We start from the raw sequence: 18,527 nt of genomic DNA on the forward strand, positions 1-18,527 counted from the left end.
GAGGAATGGACTCATGACCGACTACGACAAGCTCTACATCGGCGGCAAGTGGGTGGCCCCGGCCACCGATCAGGTGCTCGAAGTGTTCTCCCCGGCAACCGAGGAACGCGTCGGCAGCTGTCCCGTCGCGTCGCCGGCCGACATCGACGACGCCGTCGCCACTGCCCGGCGGGCATTCGACGAAGGTCCGTGGCCGCAGACCACTGCCGCCGAGCGCGGGGAGATCCTCGCGAAGGCGGCGAAACTGATCGAGGAACGCGGCGACACCCTCAACGCACTGATCTCGTCCGAGATGGGCCAGCCGCCGGCGATGGTCGGGATGATGCAGCAGACGCCGTCGCTCGCGACCCTGAACTTCTATGCCGGTCTCGCGAACGAGTTCGAGTGGGAGCAGACCCGCACCGGCGTGTTCGGACAGACGAAGGTGCTGCGGGAGCCGGTCGGCGTGGTGGCCGCGGTCCTCGCCTGGAACGTGCCACTGTTCCTCGCCGTCAACAAGCTGTCCCCGGCGCTGCTCGCCGGCTGCACCGTCCTGCTCAAGCCCGCACCCGAATCTCCGCTCTCCACACACCTTCTCGCCGAGATCTTCGCCGAGGCGGGTGTCCCCGAGGGTGTCATCTCCGTCCTGCCCGGCGGCGCCGAGACCGGCGAATACCTGGTGTCGCATCCCGGGATCGACAAGATCACGTTCACCGGCAGCAGTCCCGTCGGCCGCAAGATCGGCGCCATCGCCGCACAGAACCTCAAGCGCTGTTCCCTCGAGCTGGGCGGCAAGTCGGCAGCCATCATCCTCGAGGACGCCGACCTCGCGTCCACGATGCCGATGCTGGTGATGTCCGGGCTCATGAACACCGGGCAGGCATGCGTCGCGCAGACCCGGATCCTCGCCCCGCGTTCCCGCTATGACGAGGTTCTGGACGCCCTCGTGGCGGGTGCCGGATTCATGACCGTCGGCGATCCGTCCGACCCGGCCGCGCAACTCGGTCCGCTGATCTCCGAGAAGCAACGCGACCGCGTCGAGGGCTACATCGCCAAGGGCAAGGAACAGGGCGCCCGCGTGGTACTTGGCGGCGGCCGTCCGGAAGGCCTCGACAAGGGCTGGTACGTGGAGCCGACCATCTTCGCGGACGTCGACAACTCGATGACGATCGCCCGCGAGGAGATCTTCGGACCCGTCCTGTCCGTGATTCCCTACGACTCCGAGGACGAGGCGATCAAGATCGCCAACGACTCCGACTACGGACTCGCCGGCTCGGTGTACACCACCGACATCGATCACGGTCTCGCCGTAGCGAAGCAGATCCGCACCGGCACCTACGCCATCAACTGGTACGCGTTCGACCCCGGCTCACCGTTCGGCGGCTACAAGGCCTCCGGCATCGGTCGCGAGAACGGACCGGAGGGGCTCGAAGCGTTCTGCGAGACCAAGTCCGTCCTCATGCCGCCCGGCTACAGCGGATAGGCGCTTCGCGCCCGTGCGCCTTTCTGTTTGCTGCAGCTACCAGAAAGGCGCACAGGCGTTAGCGTGATCGGGTGACCGCATCGATTCCGGACACCACCCACGACGCCGACGGTGAGAGTGCACTCACCGTCGTTCTCGCGTTCGGCGCGAACATTCTGATCGCACTGGCCAAGACCGTCGCCGCGGTGGTCACCGGCTCGGCGTCGATGGTAGCGGAGGCCGCCCACTCGTGGGCCGACTCGGGCAACGAGATCCTGCTCCTGATCGCCAATTCGCGGGCCAAGCGCACGCCGGACCGCATCCATCCGCTCGGGTACGGGCGCGAGGCCTACGTGTGGTCGATGTTCGCGGCGCTCGGGTTGTTCGCGCTGGGCGCGGGGGTGTCCGTCACGCACGGCATCCAGGAGCTCGTGCACGCCGAGCCAGCAACGAACTTCGCCGTCGCATACGTCGTGCTCGGTGTCTCGTTCGTGCTCGAGTCCATCTCCTTCCAGCAGGCGTACCGACAGTTGCGCGCCGAGGCCATCGCCATCGACCGCGACGTCCTGGCCCACGCACTCCGCACGTCCGACCCGACCACCCGGGCCGTGTTCGCGGAGGACGCCGCGGCGCTCATCGGTTTGGTCATCGCGTTCCTGGGCGTTCTGCTGCACCAGATCACGGGATCGGCGATCCCCGACGCAATTGGCTCCATCCTGGTCGGGATCCTGCTCGGCGTCATCGCGCTGATTCTGATCGACCGCAACCGGCGATTCCTGATCGGCGAGGAGGCATCCCCCGCCCTGCGCCAGGCCGGCATCGAGGCGCTCGAGGCGCTGCCCGAGGTCGACCGGGTGACATTTCTGCGCATGGAGTATCTGGGACCACGACAGGCGTACCTGGTGGCGAGCGTCGACCTGGTCGGTGACTACGCGGAGTCCCGTGTCGCCCATACCCTCCGCGACCTCGAGGCCCGGCTCGAACGGAACTCGCACGTGGTCCGCGCGATACTCACCCTGTCGACAGAGGACGAGCCGACCATCACCGTGTGAGATCGCCGGCTCGCCGCTGTTTCTGCGGTCTAGCTACCGAACTGGACCCCGCCCAGCGGGCCGCCGACGAGGACGATCTGCGGCATCGTGGTCTGGGGGTTGGCGACGGTGCTCAGCGACAGGCATTCGCCGATGACCGCGTACGCGCCGTCCGGAAGCTCCGGTGTGGTGAACGTCTTGACCGCGTTGCCTGCGGCGTTCGCGACGACGCGCTCGATCGGGTTGGTGGCCCACGCAACGAATCCCGGTTCGAGGACGACGGTGGGATCGGCGAGGACGGCGGGCAGCTTGGTGGCGTCGAATGCCACTGCACCGCAGGACTGGGCGTCCAGCAGATTCAGGACGTTGGGGTTGGTGACGGTGATGTCGAGGGTGTTTCCGTCGACCGCGGTCACCACGGTGGGAGGCTGGACTTCCGTCGCTGCGGATGCGGTCGCCGGCATGGTGACGGCTACGGTGGCGGCGGCCGCGGCAGCGAGTGCGGCACCTCCGGCGAGTCGTTTCATGCCCCTACTGGTCCCTGTCTGCATCTGCAATCCTTTCGTCGGGTGCGAGCTTCGAGAATCGAGGCTTTACAAACCGAATGGTATGCGTTTACTGCAGAATCCTCCCCTGAAACGACGAATGTCACAGTGGTTCAGTCGGACTGAACCACTGTGACATTCGGTCACCGGGGGGACTAGCTCAGGCGCTGCTTCAGGGCCTCGAACTCGTCACGGATGCCGGAGGGAACCTTCTCGCCGAGGAACTCGAACCATTCCTCGATGAGCGGCAGCTCCTGCTTCCACTCGTCGACGTCGACCTTCAGCGCCTCGTCGACGTCGGCGGCGTCGACGTCCAGGCCGCCGAGCTCCAGATCGGCTGCGGTCGGAACGAAACCGATCGGGGTGGACTCGGCGCCGGCCTTGTGCTCGATACGGTCGACGATCCACTTCAGCACGCGGGAGTTCTCGCCGAAACCGGGCCACAGGAAGCGGCCGTCGTCGCCCCGACGGAACCAGTTGACGTAGAAGATCTTCGGCAGCTTCTCGGAATCCGCGTGCTTGCCGAGGTTGATCCAGTGGTTCAGGTAGTCGCCGGCGTTGTAGCCGATGAACGGGATCATGGCCATCGGGTCGCGGCGGACGGTGCCCACGGCACCCTCGGCGGCAGCGGTCTGCTCGGACGACAGCGTGGCACCGAGGAACGTGCCGTGCTGCCAGTCGAAGGACTCGCTGACCAGCGGAACCGTGGTCTTACGGCGTCCACCGAACAGGATCGCGGAGATCGGCACACCCTGCGGGTCGTCCCACTCCGGCGCGAGGATCGGGCACTGCGACATCGGGGTGCAGTAGCGCGAGTTGGGGTGCGCGGCCTTCTCGCCCGACTCGGGCGTCCACTCGTTGCCCTTCCAGTCGGTGAGGTGCTGCGGGTCGCCCTCGAGCCCCTCCCACCAGACGTCGCCGTCGTCGGTCTGCGCGACGTTCGTGTACAGCGAGTTGCCGGCCTCGAGCGTCTTCATCGCATTCGGGTTCGACCCGTAGTTGGTGCCCGGCGCGACGCCGAAGAATCCGTACTCCGGGTTGACGGCGTACAGGCGGCCGTCCTCACCGAAGCGCATCCACGCGATGTCGTCGCCGAGGGTCTCGGCGCGCCATCCGGGGATGGTCGGCTGGATCATCGCGAGGTTGGTCTTGCCGCAGGCACTCGGGAACGCGGCCGCGATGTAGTACGGCTTGTCCTCCGGGGAGATCAGCTTGAGGATCAGCATGTGCTCGGCCAGCCAGCCCTCGTCGTGAGCCATCGCCGACGCGATGCGCAGCGAGTAGCACTTCTTACCGAGCAGAGCGTTTCCGCCGTAGCCGGAACCGTAGCTCCAGATCTCGCGATCCTCGGGGAAGTGGGTGATGTACTTGGTGTCGTTGCACGGCCACGGGACGTCGGCCTGGCCCTCTTCGAGAGGTGCGCCGACCGAGTGCAGCGCCTTCACGAACGGCTTGTCGGTGCCGAGCTTCTCCATCGCGGCGGAACCCATGCGCGTCATGATGCGCATCGACACGACGACGTACTCGGAGTCGGTGATCTCGACACCCAGCTTCGGGTCGTCCGCACCGAGGGGACCCATGCAGAACGGCACCACGTACATGGTGCGTCCGCGCATGCTGCCGCGGTAGAGGTCGGTCATGAGCGACCGCATCTCGGTCGGGTCCATCCAGTTGTTGGTGGGCCCGGCGTCGATCTCTTCACGCGAGCAGATGTAGGTGCGGGACTCGACGCGTGCGACGTCCGACGGGTCGGAGTTGCCGACGAACGAATTCGGCTTCTTCTCGTCGTTGAGTCGCGTGAACGTACCGGCCTCGACGAGCTGCTCGGTCAGTCGATCCCATTCTGCGTCCGAGCCGTCGGCGAAGACGACGCGATCGGGCTGAGTGAGTTCGGCAACCTCTCGAACCCAGGCGAGCAGCTCACTGTGCTCCGTGGGGGGCGTGCCGTCAGTTCCGTTCAGACCGGGAATGGTCGCTGAGGTCATCAAACTCTCCTGGGGTGAGCCGGAACCGGACCATCTGCCGTCCGCTGAGAGAACCTCGCAGCGAGTGCCAGACGGTCCGATTTCCCCTCTCGGCGGGGTCCAGCCAGGCCGTCCATGCCACATGGAAGACGCGGGCGCCGGGTGTCCTATCCCTAGAGGTTAACGCCGCGAGTCCCATCTCGGGGAATCGGGTGCGGTTGGAATGGTCACAGAAACGATTCAGTAGAGCTACCAGGGGCCTTTCCCGCGTCTGCAGTGCGGATTTCGGTGGTGTTCAGCCATTACCGAGAGTCCCACCATCGGTCTGCTGCCAGTGCACGACGCCGTCGCCGTCGCGGCGAAACTCCCAAGACGCGTACTCGCCGTCCTCGTGGATCATCGTCAGATGGTCTGCGTCGCCGTCCGAGTCGAGGTCGGAGGCGATGACGACGGCGTCGCCCGCGTCGAAGGTCTGGGTGTCGAGGACGCCGTCTCCGTCGATGTCGTGGGTCGGATCGGTGAGCGCGACCGCCCCGGAATCGTGACCGAAAGTGTTCGGATCGACGTCCGGCACGTCCGGGACCAGAAAACTCTCAGTCGTCGCCACCGCGGTCTCCCTTCGCATTTCGGACCAGTTTCCCGCACAAATCAAGATATATCAAGATAATTCAACACGATCCCACACGAAAGCGGGCGAACACCGGTCAGGTACCTATGTATTCAGACGTTCGATGCGGCGATTCGGTTCCCCCGACTGCCTGCGGACCTCCTGCAGCCCCCGGTCGACGGCCCCGAGGTCACGTTCACAGGACGACAGCTGCCCGTTGCGCCTCGCGGCGAGGCGACGCAGTTCACCCTCGATCTGCGCGACCCGCTCGTCGACGTCCCGGGCGCAGACCCGGCTCTCGGCGATGATCGCCTCACTCGCCTGAGCCTCGGCCGCGAGCAACCGAGCGAGGACGAACTGCTCCCACTGGGACCGCACGTGCACCAGCGCCTCGGTGGCCCACTGCCGCACGTGGGCACGCTCGGCGACGTGGCCGCGCGCCCGGGTCAGCCACCACGCCGCGACGGCTCCCAGCGCGAGGGTGAGCGGGATGGTCGCGATGTCCAGCGCGGGCACCATCGACAGCGGCGAGACCACTAGCCTGCCCAGACCGAGCCCGGCGGACGCACCGATCAGGATCGTCATCCGGTCTTCGAGTCCGCGGTGTCGCGGCTCGGGCCCGTCCGGCGCAACCGGCTCCGGCAGCGGAACGGCGGTGTCGGCCGCGGACACGGTGACGCCGACCCGCGACCGCAGGTCGTCGAGGCGCGCGGCGACCGCGGCATCGACCGCACCACTTCGCTCGCGCACCATTTCGGCCAGCCGGTCGGGGTAGCCCTCGAGCGTCCCGCGGCCGGCACGGTCGATCTCGGCGCGCGTGGTCGTTCCGGCCGCGCGAAACTGGGCGGCCACCTCGTGCATCAACTCGACCTTCGCGAGCTGGACCTGACCGCGGAGCTGTGCAACCCGTTCGGTGCGCCTGCCGTCCCGCAGCGTCATCGCGCGAACCCGCTCGGCGCGCAGTTCCGCGCCGGGCTCGGTCTCCCGCACGGACCGGGCAGTGGCCGCGATCATGCGCCGGGTCTGCTCGAGCACGGCCTCGGTGACGGAACGCGGGTCGGGGGCCTGGGCGCGGACGGCACGCAGGAGTGCCGCGAGCAGCGCCTCGGCCCCGGAGCCACCCGCCGCCACCGGGTGGATCTCTGCGTCGGCGAACCGCGCCGCATGCCGGGCGAGGAGGGCCCGGTTGCGTTCGCTCACCCCTGCCCAGTTCCGGTGGACATCGGTCTTGGAGAGCGCGAAGACCACCGGACAGGCCGGTCGCGCGACGACGTCCAGAACGGACAGCTCCTCCCGTCCGAGTGGTGCCGCGGCGTCGAGCACCATCAGGACCACGCGGGCATCGATCGGGTCCTCCACGAACGTGAGCGCGGACGCGTCGAGAGCGCGGAGCCGGCCGACGAGCGTGGTCTTCCCGGAGCGCCGCGGCCCCGCCACGAAGACACCGCGCTGCGGGGCTTCCCCGGACTTCAGGCGGGCGACGCCGTCGGGGTTCCATCGCGTCACCACGTCGACGGTCTCGGCGGGCAGATCCGACAGCTGTTGCGTCGTCACGTTCCGGGGCTGCCGCTCAGCTGCTGCCAGACCCGAATGTAGTGACGCCGGACGTCGACGACCGCCCGGCGCCGGCGGGCCGTCGGTTGCCGGGCGAGTTGCGCCCGCCACCAGTCCGCGCACCGGGCGGCGTCCGCGGCGCTGGACGGCGGCCCTGGCGCCTCGGCGACGCAATCGGCGAGATGAAGCCTGGCCGCGGCGGCCGCGAGCGCGACAGCATGGTCGCCGGCGAGATACCGCTCCAGCACGTCGCGGGATGCCGGGCTGCGCGCCGCCTGCGACCGCAGTGTGTTCAGCAGGGTCTCGGCGCGGCGTGCCCGGGATCGTGTGACCCGGTCGGCGACGGCGGCCGACACCGCGTCGATCCCGGACTCCGGTGCCGGCCCTTCGATCGCGAGCGTTCCGATGAGGGGCAGAGCCGGGAGGCCGCCTTCCTCCGAGCACTCGGCGGCACGCGCGGTCGCCGTCGCCCAGGCGTCGGCTGTCGCGCGCGACGCGCCCAACGTGTCCGACTTGTTGAGGACGAACAGAGCCTGCGCCGGATCCAGCGTCCGCGCGGCGTCCCGGTCGGCGTCGCGCACCGACTCGACGAGGACGTAGACCACGACGTCGCCATCCAGCGTGGGGTCGGGCGCACCGGGCACGTCGACGGCGTCCGCTTCCTCCACGACGGTGTCGGCGATCCCGTTCGCGGTCAGCGCCGAGGCCACGGTCGACCTGCCCACACCCGCTCGACCCGCGGTCTGGACCCGAATCGGCGCCCGAAACGCGGCCACGGCGCCGCGCACACGGTCGCCGGTAACCCCGTCCAGTGCCGCCACTCGTTCGGCGAGATCCGCCAGTTCCCCGCCCCCGGCATCTGCAGTGCCCATGACGCAGTCACCCCCCTTCGTCCCGCGCCGATTCTGTCAGACTCGCCCCGAATCGGCGTGGGCAACCGTGCAGGCTGGGCACCGGATTATCGAAAAAGTCTCAAGGTAAACTTCAGACCCGTATGCCAGAAACGCCCCTCATGCGTGACAATGGTCCGGTGAACCACGCTGATCAGGATGCACCCGCCGTCCCCGAGGAGGGGCAGACGAAGGACTCGAAGGGGTCTCGTCTCCACCCGAGGGTGACCAGTTTCCGCTCGCGCAGGGGCGCTCTGACCGCTGCGCAGCAGGAGTCGTGGGACCGGCAATGGCCCGAGATCGGCGCGGACGTCTCGGACAATCGCCTGGATGCGCCGTCGTGGTTCGGCCGCGACGCGCCTCTGATCCTCGAGATCGGCTCGGGCACCGGTACCGCCACCGCGGCGATGGCGAAGGCCGAACCCCACGTGAACCTCATCGCCGTCGAGGTCTACCGGCCCGGCCTCGCACAGTTGCTTCAACAGATCGAACGGGACGAGATCCCGAACATCCGGGTCCTGCGCGGCGACGCCATGGATGTCCTGGAGAATATGATCGAGCCGGAATCGCTCACCGGAGTCCGTGTCTTCTTCCCGGACCCGTGGCCGAAGGCCCGCCATCACAAGCGGCGCCTGCTGCAGTCCCCCACTTTCGCCCTGATCGCGAGCCGGCTGAAGGCCGGGGGTGTGTTGCATGTCGCAACAGATCACGCCGAGTACGCCGAGGCCATCGCCGAGGCAGGCAACGCGGAACCGCTCCTGACCTCCCTCGACTGGGAATCGCCGATGACGCACGAGCGTCCGGTGACGAAGTTCGAGGACAAGGCCCACCAGGTCGGCAGTGCGATCACCGAGTTGATTTGGGGGAAGATCAGGTCATGAGCGTCAGCGAGCAGTACTCCGACATAGCCGGCGCGGTCCCGGCAGGCACCGCCGTGTCGTCAGGATCTCCCGTGGCGGGTGCACGTGACGGACGCCACCAGAAGCGGGTCCTCCTCGTCTGGGACGCCCCGAACCTCGACATGGGCCTCGGCGCGATCCTCGGCGGCCGGCCCACGGCTGCCTACCGGCCACGATTCGACGCGCTCGGCCGCTGGCTGCTCTCCCGGACCGCGGAACTTTCCGCGTCCGGCACCGACACACTCGAACCCGAGGCGACGGTCTTCACCAACATCGCGGCTGGCAGCGCCGATGTCGTGAGACCGTGGGTCGAAGCCTTGCGTAATGTGGGCTTCGCGGTGTTCGCCAAGCCGAAGATCGATGAGGACAGCGACGTCGATTCCGACATGCTGGACCATATCGCGCTTCGTCACGGCGAGGGGCTGGCCGGTGTCATGGTCGCCTCCGCCGACGGTCAAGCGTTTCGCGAACCGTTGGAGGACATCGCCGCGACCGGCATTCCGGTCCAGATACTCGGGTTCCGCGAGCACGCCAGCTGGGCGGTCGCGTCCGACCTTCTGGACTTCGTCGATCTCGAGGACATCCCCGGCGTGTTCCGGGAGCCACTCCCTCGGGTCAGCCTCGACACACTGCCCGACGAGGGTGCCTGGTTGCAGCCGTTCCGACCGCTTTCCGCCCTGCTCGTCGGGCGGAAGAGTGCTGCCGAGTAGGAGTTGATCAGTGTTCGCGAGCTGGGGAAGCGTCGTCTACCGGGCCCGATTCACCGTCATCGGCATCATGGTTGCCTTGTTGCTCGGTTCGGCCGCGTACGGCCTGGGCCTCGAGAAGCATCTCAGCCAGAGCGGCTGGGACGATCCGGGCTCGGAGTCGGTCGCCGCGGCCAAGCTGGCTGACGGCACCTTCGGTCGCGACACCAACAGCGACGTCGTGGCGCTCTATACGGCGCCCGAGGGCAAGACGATCGAAGACCCCGAGTTCCAGGCGAAGGTCGTCGAAAACCTCGAACGGCTGGCCGCGGAACACCCGGACAAGATCCTCAAGATCAACGGCGGTTACTTCAAGGTCGGCAGCGCACCGCAGCTGGCGTCCGCCGCGGACGCCGACAAGCAGCACGCGATCGAGAGCATCGCGATCGTCGGCGACAACGACACCGAGGTCACGGCCAATTTCCGCGACGTCAAGGACGAGTTCTACATCGACGGCGTCGACGTGCAACTCGCCGGACTCCAGCCCGTGTCGGGTGCGCTCAACGACACGATGGCCAAGGACATCAGGCGAATGGAGATTCTCGCGATCCCGGCCGTCGGCATTCTGCTGTTCTTCGTGTTCGGTGGTGTCGTCGCGGCGGCGCTGCCGCTGATCATCGGCGGCCTGACCGTGGTCGGGGCCAACGGCGTCGTCCGGTTGATCACCAACTTCACCGAGGTCAACTCGTTCGTCGCGCCCGTGGTCTCCCTCGTGGGGTTGGGTCTGGCCATCGACTACGGGTTGTTCATCGTCAGCCGGTTCCGAGAAGAGATGGCGGAGGGGTACGACACCCGCTCCGCCGTCCGCCGCACGGTGATGACCTCGGGCCGCACCGTGGTCTTCTCGGCGACGATGATCGTCGCCAGCCTCGGCGGTCTGCTGCTGTTCCCGCAGGGCTTCCTGAAGTCCGTCGCCTACGGCGCCATCGCGACTGTCGGCCTGGCGGCGCTGACGTCGATCACGATCCTGCCCGCGATCCTCGGCATCCTCGGCAAGCGCATCGACGCCCTCAGCCTCGACCGTTTCCGTCAGACCAAGAACACCGAGGAGATCGAGGCGAGCATCTGGGGCCGGCTCACCCGCTGGGTGATGCGTAACCCGCTCAAGGTCACCATCCCGATCGTCGTCGGTCTGCTCCTGCTGATCGTGCCGCTGACGGGCATCAAGTTCGGTGGCATCAACGAGACCTACCTTCCCCCGGACAGCTCGACCCGCGCCGCGCAGGAACAGTTCGACGAGATCTTCCCGAATCTGCGCACCGAACCGGTCAAGCTCGTCGTGTCCGACGCCGACAACAAGGCGCTCGGCCAGATCATCAAGGAAGCCAGTGGCGCGCCGGGTCTGATCGAGCGATTCACCCCGGAGGGCGCGGCCAAGGACGGTGTGGTCGTCCTCAAGGCAGGCCTCGTCGACCGCAACGAGTCGAAGCCGACCATCGATTATCTGCGCGCCATGGACAGTCCGGACGGCGTGCAGGTACTGGTGGGCGGCACCCCGGCGATCGAGCAGGACAGTATCGCCGCGCTGCTCGACCACCTGCCCACGATGGTGATCTCCGTCCTCGTCCTGACGACGCTGCTGATGTTCCTGACGTTCGGCTCGCTGGTGCTGCCGATCAAGGCGGCGTTGATGAGCGCGCTGGGCCTCGGGTCCACGCTCGGCATCCTGACGTGGATCTTCATCGACGGTCACGGCTCGGAGTGGTTGAACTTCACCCCCGGCCCGATCATGTCGCCGGTGCTGGTGCTGATCATCGCGATCGTCTACGGCCTGTCCACCGACTACGAAGTGTTCCTGCTCTCGCGCATGGTCGAGGCGCGGGCGCAGGGGGCCAGTACGACGGAGTCGATCCGCATCGGCACGGCGCACACGGGCCGCATCATCACCGCGGCGGCTCTCATCCTCATCGTCGTCACGGGCGCGTTCGGGTTCTCGGAACTGGTGATGATGAAGTACATCTCCTACGGCATGATCGCCGCGCTGATCATCGACGCGACCCTCATCCGTATGTTCCTCGTGCCGGCCACGATGAAGCTCCTCGGCGACGACTGCTGGTGGGCGCCGGCGTGGATGAAGCGGATCCAGGAGAAGACGGGTCTCGGCGAACCCATCCTCGACAACGAGCTGATGCCCACCGACGTCCCGGAGCTCACCCCGATCGGTGCCGTCCCGCCGCAGCGCAAGCTCGCGGCGCCGCCCGCACCCCGGAAACCGGAACCGCTCACCGAGCCGATCCCGTTGGTCACCGCGCGGGCGCTGGCCGCGAAGATGTCCGAGGACGACGCGAAGGCGCGCCGGGCGCAGAACGAGGCTCGCCGGTCGGCGACCGGCCGTCCCGCTCGGGCACCGGAGGAGATCGAGGACACGCCGACCGCGGAACCGCAGACCACTGTGCTGCCGCAGCCTGCTCCGCCGCGTCCGTCCCCGACGCAGTCGCGGCCCGCACCGCAGTCGCGTCCTGCTCCGCGGCCCCGTCCGGCGGCCCCCGCCCCGGGTCCGGCCACCGAGTCGCGTCCGATCGAGAGTTGGCTCGCGGACCTCCGGTCCACGTCGGCCGCCGAACCGCGGCCGATCTCCTCACCCGCCGAACCGCGACCCAGTGCGGCGGCGCCGTCACTGCCGACCCGCTCGCCGCGCTCGGTGCCCGCACCGTACGAGCAGGAGACCGCCCAGTCGTCTCCTGCCCGCCCGGTGCCGCCGATTCCGTCGAGGCGTCGTGCCGCCGAGCCTTCGGAACCCGTGAACGGCGGCAGGCGCAGCAACGGCTCGCCCGCGAACGGAACCCCGCCCAACGCCGCCCCGACCAACGGCTCGCGTCGCCGCAGCGTCGAGGAACCGCCCGTCGATCCGGACGACGCCTCGAGCGGCAGGCACCGCGCGGACGACGGCAACGCCGTCAGCGTCAGCGAGCTCATCGCTCGGCAGAACCGGCGCTGACGGAGCCGTTCGGCGTTCCCCGTCCGGCCTCCCGCTCCGCGAACTCACGCGCGTAGCGGGTGCCGGCGAGGAGTAACAGCAGACCGACCACGAGGAACGCGAGGACGCGGAACAGGCCGTCGAGGGTGGCCAGGTCGAACAGGAACAGTTTGGCCAGCGCTGCGGCGGTCAGTCCGAGCCCGACGCCGAGCGCGGTGTGCGCGTAGTCGCGGCGGGCCAGTCCGAACACCAGCGCCGCCGTCGCCGCCGCCATCCACGCGATGGTCGCAGCGCAGTGTCCGGCGATGAATCCTGCGGACGTCCCGGTGAGCGCCGTTCCCGCGGACACCGTCGCGGTGGTGACGGCGTACAGGATCACCAGCCCGGCGAGCACCCACCACGGCTGGGCGGTGTTGTCGCTCAGCAGCTTCAGCGTGTGCGCGTACCAGACGAACAGGAACACGGTTCCCGCCAGCAACAGCGAGGACAGCACCGTGGTCACCCCGAGCGAGTCGAGCGCGCTGTACTCGTCGACGAGGACGAACGGCGGCGCGGTGATCACGAAGGCGAACCCGCCGACGACGGTGAACACTGCGCCGACGGCATACGCGATCCGCGACTCCGCCTGCCCGCCGACGGTGAGGAACAGTGCCGCCACCCCGAGCAGGACGAGCGGCGCGAGGTCTTCGCTCGAACCGATGAGGCAGGCCTCGAGCAGAGCGAGGGCACCCACGCCCGCGAGCGCGATCCGTGCGTGTTCCGGCAACGACCGCGCCGACGCGAACGCGGCGAACATCGCGGTGGCCAATGCCAGCGCGATCAGCGTGGACCCGAGCCGGTCGAAGAGGTGGCCGATCACCAGCGTCGGGACGGCCGTCGTGACGATCATCGCGGTCGCAGTGACGTCACGGGAGTTGCTGCACAACAGGATGATCGACGAGACGAGCCCGAACAGGGCGACCAGGGCGGCGGACGCGAGCAGCCAGAACCTCTCCGGTCGGTCGGACAGTCCGGAACTCGCGATCGCGATCAGCAGCGCGATCACCACCGGGCACGTCCGTGCGATCGCCAGGTACAGCCAGTCGCGACCGAGTTGCGCGGGGAAGCTGGCGACCTGGATGACGAACAGGAATCCGATGAGGGTGAGCGTGATGCCGTCGGTGAGGACGGGTGCGAGCACGGCGGCGCCGGTCACCACGAGCAGCGCGAGGGGTTGCGAACCCCACCTGACCGCCAGTGCGACACCGGCTCCCGCGATCCCGAGTGCCACGACCATGGCGAGCACCGGCAGCAACCAGTGATAGACGACCGCCACGGCCACGACGTCGAGGTAGGCGCCGGCAATACCCGTCGCCGCGAGCGCGATCCCGCCGACCCGGCCGCCGGGCCGTCCGAAGACGCGGGTACCGGTGTAGACGAGACCGGCCGAGAACAACCCGCCCGCCACGACGCGCAGTTCCGGACCGAAGAAGCCGGCCTGCGCCGCCAGCACGAGCAGCATCACGACACCGATCAGGGTGACGGCGACGCCCGCGACGGCCAGCACGCGGCTGATCACCCCGTCGCGCTGCCACCAGGGTTCGCGAGCCACCCGGGGAGGTGGCGGCGGAGCGGGACGGTACGGGACGGCCGGTGCGAGCGGCGGGGGCGGCTGGGCGACCGGGGGTCGGTACATCGGCTGCGACGCCGGCTGGGGTTGCGGCTGGGGTTGGGGTTGCGGCTGGGGTCGCGGGACGCTCGCGAGCTGCGCCTGCAGGATGGCGAGGTTCTCACCCACGTGACGCATCTGCTGCCCGAGCGCCGAGAAGTCACCGGAGAGCTGCGCGACCAGCCGGGGGTCGATCGAAGGAGTACCAGGTGTGGACATGGATCAATCGTCCTGCGGCGACGGCACCCACACATGAGTAGGCCTACTCGAGAGGCCTGCGTCGTGCTACCCGAACATTCGGCGAATCGAGGTGCCGAAAGGGTGTTTGGCCGTCACGTTCCCGAACCTCACCTTGCCTCGCACGACGACGTGCAGCGGGCCGATGGGCGGGCCGGTCCGCACCTTGTTGGTCGCGGAACCACCGACCGTTTCCACGCCGTTGAGGTCGACCGTCGCCTCTTCCGGCACGATCAGCGAGATCGTGCTCGCGTAGTCGTCGATCGTCACGTGCACCACCTGCGTGGTCATGACGGCCCGCGTGAAGTCGAGCGTGACCGTCGACAGCCGGGTGTTCACCTCGAGGGCTGGGGGAACGTTCCACGAGCCGGTGCGGCTGACCGACGACATCCGGCCCCGGATGACCTCGCCCGGCGGTGGCGCGGGCGACCGGTGCGCGACCGGCGGAACCGGCGGCGCCGGTCGAGACACATACGGCTGGTCGGGGTACGGCGGCGGCGTGAAGTCAGAGATCAGCTGGATTCCCGGCAGATCCACCAGCACGACGTTCAGCTCTGCCCGCGTCTTCGCGGCAAGTGCCGTGTCCATCCGTTCGGTGAACTCACCGAGCGAGAGCATCCCCTGGCCCACAGCCCGCTGCAACAATTCGCCGACGTGTTCGCGCTCAGCATCCGATACGCGTAGGTCCCGTGCCTCCATACCGACCAGGCTAGCGCCCGTGAGTACTTGTTAACCGCCCGCGGTTAACAAGTACTCACGGCTACTCGAGGCCTTGCTCGATGGCGTACCTGGTCAGCTCGACGCGGTTGGCCAGCTGCAGCTTGCGGAGCGTGGCCTGGACGTGGTTCTCGACGGTGCGGTGACTCAGCGACAGCTTGGTCGCGATCTGCTTGGCGCTGAGCCCTTTCGCGACGAACCGCAGAACCTCGGTCTCCCGTTCCGTGAGTTGGGGGACGGCGGGACCCTGCTCGTCGGCGGGCGCACTCGACATCCGGCGGTACTCCCCCAGCACGAGTCCGGCAAGCCCCGGCGTGAACACCGCCTGCCCCGACGCGGTGGCCCGCACCGCGTCCAGCAGCTCCTCCACGGACGCGCTCTTCACGAGGTACCCGGACGCACCGGCCTTGACGGCGTCGAGGACGTCGTCACGCTCGGACGAGGCCGACAGCACCAGCACCCGGCTGTCCGGCGACACCTGGAGGACGGCGGCGGTGGCCGCGGCGCCGTTTCCGTCGGGCAATTGCATGTCCATGAGCACGACGCCGGGACGGGTCGCCGCCGCCCGACGTCCCGCCGCGGCGACGCCGTCGGCCGTGGCGACCACGGTGAACCCGGCGCCTTCGAGGTCGCGAGCCACCGCGTCCCGCCACATCGGGTGGTCGTCGACGACCATCACGGAGATCTGCTCGCCGGTCTCCGTCTCACCCATGCGTTTCGTCTCCCTTCGGCACGCGGATCTCCCATTCGGTGCCCTGACCGGGTTCGGTGTCGAGTTCGGCGGTGCCGCCGAGCGCGCCGACGCGGCCCAGAATGGATTTCGATACTCCCATGCGGCCTTCCGCCTCCGCTTCGGCCAGCCGTCCCGGGGCGATTCCGCTGCCGTCGTCGCGGACGCTGACGATCACCTCGTCGCCCAGATCCTCCAGCAGCACGTACGCCAGGGCGCCGGTCCCCGCGTGCAGTGCGACGTTGGACAGTGCCGTGTCGACGATCGCGACGAGTTCCGTCGCCCGATCGCGCTCGATCGTCACCGGATCCGCCGGGGTCGACACGGACACCGTGGTGCTCGTCCGCGTGCCCAGTAACAGTCGCAGATCGATCAAGCTTCCACCCAGATCCGACGCCACACCCGCGCCCTGCTCGGAGATGAGCATGCGCAGCGCCACCTCCTGCTCGCCGGCGAGATCCGCGAGTTCGGCTGCGGGTCCCCCGATCTCGTTGCCGCGGCGGCGGACGAGGGCGAGCACCTGCAGGACGCCGTCGTGCACCTCACGGGCGAGTCGTTCCCGTTCCTCGGTGGCGGCGGCCAACCGCACCGCCTGCTCCAGTTGGGCCTGCGCACGCCTCGCGGTGGTGGTGGCGAGCCCGAGCGCCAGCCCCACCGACACCAGCACCGGCGCCGTCGCGTCCCGCCACAGGTCGAGGTTGACCTGGTCGCGCACCACCGCGCTCACCGTCGCCATCAGCACACCGGACGCCATCCCGAGCCACGGCCCGCCGAAGACGGCGGCGGAGATCACCGCGTTGGTGACCCACAGAGTCGTCGGCAGTGTCTGATGGTGGTTGTACCAATCATGATCGGCGACAAGGCGGGTCGACGCCATCAGCGCGATGACGATCAGCTGGTCGGCGATCACCACCTGGTAGCGCGGGACCTTCCCGTGCGACAGCAGGACGGCCGAGAGTCCCGACCACACCGCCATCAGGGCGACGAGGAACCAGCTCAGCCGCTGATGGGTGTAGTACTGCACCGACACGATCTGGTAGCTGATCGCGTACACCAGCGTGACGAGGCGGAACGCCTGCGCCGCCCGCCACAGCGGTGCGTCCGGCTGGGTGTCGAGCTCGGTCGCGGCCCGCGGCCGGTAGTGCAGGCGGGTACGGTGCTCATTCCGGTCGGTCATGGGTCTGGGCGGTGTCGTCGAAGTGCGGGTCGTCGAAGTGCGGGTCGTCGAGGCGCGGGTGGGCGGGATGCGGCGGGTGCGGGACGTCGGCCTCGGCGGGATAGAGCGGGACTGCCGGGTCGTCGACCTCGAGTGCGTCGTAGGTGGCCTCGGGATCCGCGGACATGAGCGAGCGCACCGCCGTGTTCAGCAGCGCGACGATCGGCACCGCCAGGAGGCCGCCGACGATCCCGGCGAGCACGATGCCGGTGGTGATGGCCAGCACCACCGCCAGCGGGTGCAACCGGACCGCGCGGCCGAGCAGCAGGGGTTGCAGCACGTGGGCCTCGAGTTGCATCACCCCGATGATGATGCCGAGCACGATCAGCGCGGTGAGGAATCCCTTGGTGACGAGGGCAACCAGCACAGCGAGGAACCCGGTGAGGAACGCACCGACGATCGGGATGAACGCACCGATGAACACGAGCGACGCCAGCGGCAGGGCGAGCGGAACCCCCAGAATCGCCAGTCCCGCACCGATTCCGATGGCGTCCGCGGCGGCCACCGCCACCGTCGCCCGGACATACCCGATCAGCGAGCCGAACCCCTGACTCCCCGCCAGCCGGACCCGCCGCCGCGACGCGGTGGGGACGAGGCGGGTGACGAACTCCCAGATCTGAGATCCGCCGTAGAGGAAGAAGATGAGGGTGAACAGCGTCAGCAGGGCTCCGGTGAAGATCTCGCCGACGACAGTGGCGGTGGTCAGTGCCCCACTCGTCAGCTGCTGGCGGTTGTCCTGGATGGACTTCACCACCGAGTCGCCGGCCTGCCGGATCTGATCCTCGCTGAAGTGCAACGGGCCGTCCGTGAGCCACCCCTGGATCTGTGTGACGCTCGCCTCGAATTGTTCGGTCAGGCCGGGAAGACCTTCGATGAACTGCTCGACGACGAACGTCATGATCCCGGCGACGATGCCGATCGAACCGATGAGGACGACCAGGACGGCAGCCGACCGCGGCACGCCCTTGCCCTGCAACCAGTCGACGAGCGGCACCAGCAGCGCCGACGAGAGCAGCGCCAGGCCCACCGGAATGAGGACGGTGTCGAGCCTGGTCACGATGTATCCGAGGGTCAGCAGGCCCGCGAAGATGACGAGGAGCCGCCACGTCCATTCGGCCGCCACCCGCACCACCGGGTGCACGGACGCCGAGGGGTGACCCCCGCCCTGTGTTACCGCGGCAGTGTCCGAGCGTTGCTCGTTCGCGTTCACGTGCGGAGCGTATCGAGGTTCGGACAGTGCCGGGCGATTCGCGTGCGAAACACGCGCGCAGGGCACGCATATGCGCCTCTTAGGGGACGTGTCCTACGCCACCCGGTACACCCCCCGCTAAATTGAACGGCGTGCGGAAATCCTATAGAGCGATCGCGGCGACGGTCCGCAGCAG

At 68.5% G+C, this 18,527-nt stretch carries 15 protein-coding genes; 5 read left to right on the forward strand and 10 right to left on the reverse strand.

Features of this window, described 5'->3' with window-relative positions; genetic code table 11:
* Positions 1-13 precede the first annotated feature (13 nt).
* The gene (locus GO592_RS23720) at positions 14-1,462 is read left to right on the forward strand and encodes an aldehyde dehydrogenase (protein ID WP_007299201.1); all 1,449 of its coding nucleotides are present in this window, start codon (positions 14-16) and stop codon (positions 1,460-1,462) included.
* Positions 1,463-1,533: 71 nt separating this feature from the next.
* Positions 1,534-2,493, forward strand: coding sequence for a cation diffusion facilitator family transporter (locus tag GO592_RS23725; protein ID WP_007299202.1), 960 nt, complete (start codon positions 1,534-1,536; stop codon positions 2,491-2,493).
* A 29-nt stretch (positions 2,494-2,522) separates the two neighbouring features.
* Here the strand turns inward: GO592_RS23725 and GO592_RS23730 are convergent, their stop codons facing one another.
* The 5 genes from GO592_RS23730 to GO592_RS23750 all read right to left on the reverse strand — a co-directional run bounded on the left by GO592_RS23730 (position 2,523) and on the right by GO592_RS23750 (position 8,014).
* Complete coding sequence (locus tag GO592_RS23730; protein WP_037204339.1) at positions 2,523-3,023, reverse strand: hypothetical protein; 501 nt, start codon at positions 3,021-3,023, stop codon at positions 2,523-2,525.
* Positions 3,024-3,172: 149 nt separating this feature from the next.
* The gene (locus tag GO592_RS23735; RefSeq protein ID WP_005573539.1) at positions 3,173-5,002 is read right to left on the reverse strand and encodes a phosphoenolpyruvate carboxykinase (GTP); all 1,830 of its coding nucleotides are present in this window, start codon (positions 5,000-5,002) and stop codon (positions 3,173-3,175) included.
* A gap of 274 nt (positions 5,003-5,276) precedes the next feature.
* Positions 5,277-5,588, reverse strand: coding sequence for a DUF6802 family protein (locus GO592_RS23740; protein WP_005258577.1), 312 nt, complete (start codon positions 5,586-5,588; stop codon positions 5,277-5,279).
* A 105-nt stretch (positions 5,589-5,693) separates the two neighbouring features.
* Positions 5,694-7,142 (reverse strand): hypothetical protein, encoded by a 1,449-nt coding sequence (locus GO592_RS23745; RefSeq protein WP_007299203.1) that lies wholly within the window; start codon positions 7,140-7,142, stop codon positions 5,694-5,696.
* On the reverse strand, positions 7,139-8,014 hold the full coding sequence (locus GO592_RS23750; RefSeq protein ID WP_007299204.1) for a hypothetical protein: 876 nt from the start codon (positions 8,012-8,014) through the stop codon (positions 7,139-7,141). Before GO592_RS23750 ends, GO592_RS23745 begins: the two co-directional genes overlap by 4 nt.
* 122 nt (positions 8,015-8,136) lie before the next feature.
* On the opposite strand from GO592_RS23750, the gene trmB reads away from it, so the two are divergent.
* Genes trmB through GO592_RS23765 form a run of 3 tightly spaced genes read left to right on the forward strand, consistent with a single transcriptional unit; the run spans position 8,137 to position 12,615 of the window.
* On the forward strand, positions 8,137-8,913 hold the full coding sequence (gene trmB / locus GO592_RS23755; protein WP_169692807.1) for a tRNA (guanosine(46)-N7)-methyltransferase TrmB: 777 nt from the start codon (positions 8,137-8,139) through the stop codon (positions 8,911-8,913).
* Positions 8,910-9,641, forward strand: a complete 732-nt coding sequence (locus tag GO592_RS23760; protein WP_005258582.1) for an NYN domain-containing protein — start codon at positions 8,910-8,912, stop codon at positions 9,639-9,641. The genes trmB and GO592_RS23760 overlap by 4 nt, the downstream gene beginning before the upstream one ends.
* 10 nt (positions 9,642-9,651) lie before the next feature.
* Positions 9,652-12,615 carry an MMPL family transporter gene (locus GO592_RS23765; protein ID WP_007299205.1) on the forward strand — a complete coding sequence of 988 codons (2,964 nt, stop codon included), beginning with the start codon at positions 9,652-9,654 and terminating at the stop codon, positions 12,613-12,615.
* Here the strand turns inward: GO592_RS23765 and GO592_RS23770 are convergent.
* The 5 genes from GO592_RS23770 to GO592_RS23790 form a co-directional block, all read right to left on the reverse strand.
* Positions 12,590-14,461 (reverse strand): DUF2339 domain-containing protein, encoded by a 1,872-nt coding sequence (locus GO592_RS23770; RefSeq protein WP_007299206.1) that lies wholly within the window; start codon positions 14,459-14,461, stop codon positions 12,590-12,592. The two genes, GO592_RS23765 and GO592_RS23770, sit on opposite strands and share 26 nt — an antisense overlap.
* 66 nt (positions 14,462-14,527) lie before the next feature.
* Positions 14,528-15,178 carry a DUF1707 SHOCT-like domain-containing protein gene (locus GO592_RS23775; protein WP_005574336.1) on the reverse strand — a complete coding sequence of 217 codons (651 nt, stop codon included), beginning with the start codon at positions 15,176-15,178 and terminating at the stop codon, positions 14,528-14,530.
* Between the two features lie 61 nt (positions 15,179-15,239).
* Positions 15,240-15,908, reverse strand: a complete 669-nt coding sequence (locus GO592_RS23780) for a response regulator (RefSeq protein WP_007299208.1) — start codon at positions 15,906-15,908, stop codon at positions 15,240-15,242.
* Positions 15,901-17,103, reverse strand: a complete 1,203-nt coding sequence (gene macS / locus GO592_RS23785; RefSeq protein WP_007299209.1) for a MacS family sensor histidine kinase — start codon at positions 17,101-17,103, stop codon at positions 15,901-15,903. The genes GO592_RS23780 and macS overlap by 8 nt, the downstream gene beginning before the upstream one ends.
* Positions 17,087-18,352 carry an AI-2E family transporter gene (locus tag GO592_RS23790; protein WP_005573348.1) on the reverse strand — a complete coding sequence of 422 codons (1,266 nt, stop codon included), beginning with the start codon at positions 18,350-18,352 and terminating at the stop codon, positions 17,087-17,089. The genes macS and GO592_RS23790 overlap by 17 nt, the downstream gene beginning before the upstream one ends.
* Positions 18,353-18,527 lie beyond the last annotated feature (175 nt).

Source organism: Rhodococcus sp. 21391, assembly GCF_016772255.1.
Classification (GTDB): Bacteria; Actinomycetota; Actinomycetes; order Mycobacteriales; family Mycobacteriaceae; genus Rhodococcus_F; species Rhodococcus_F opacus.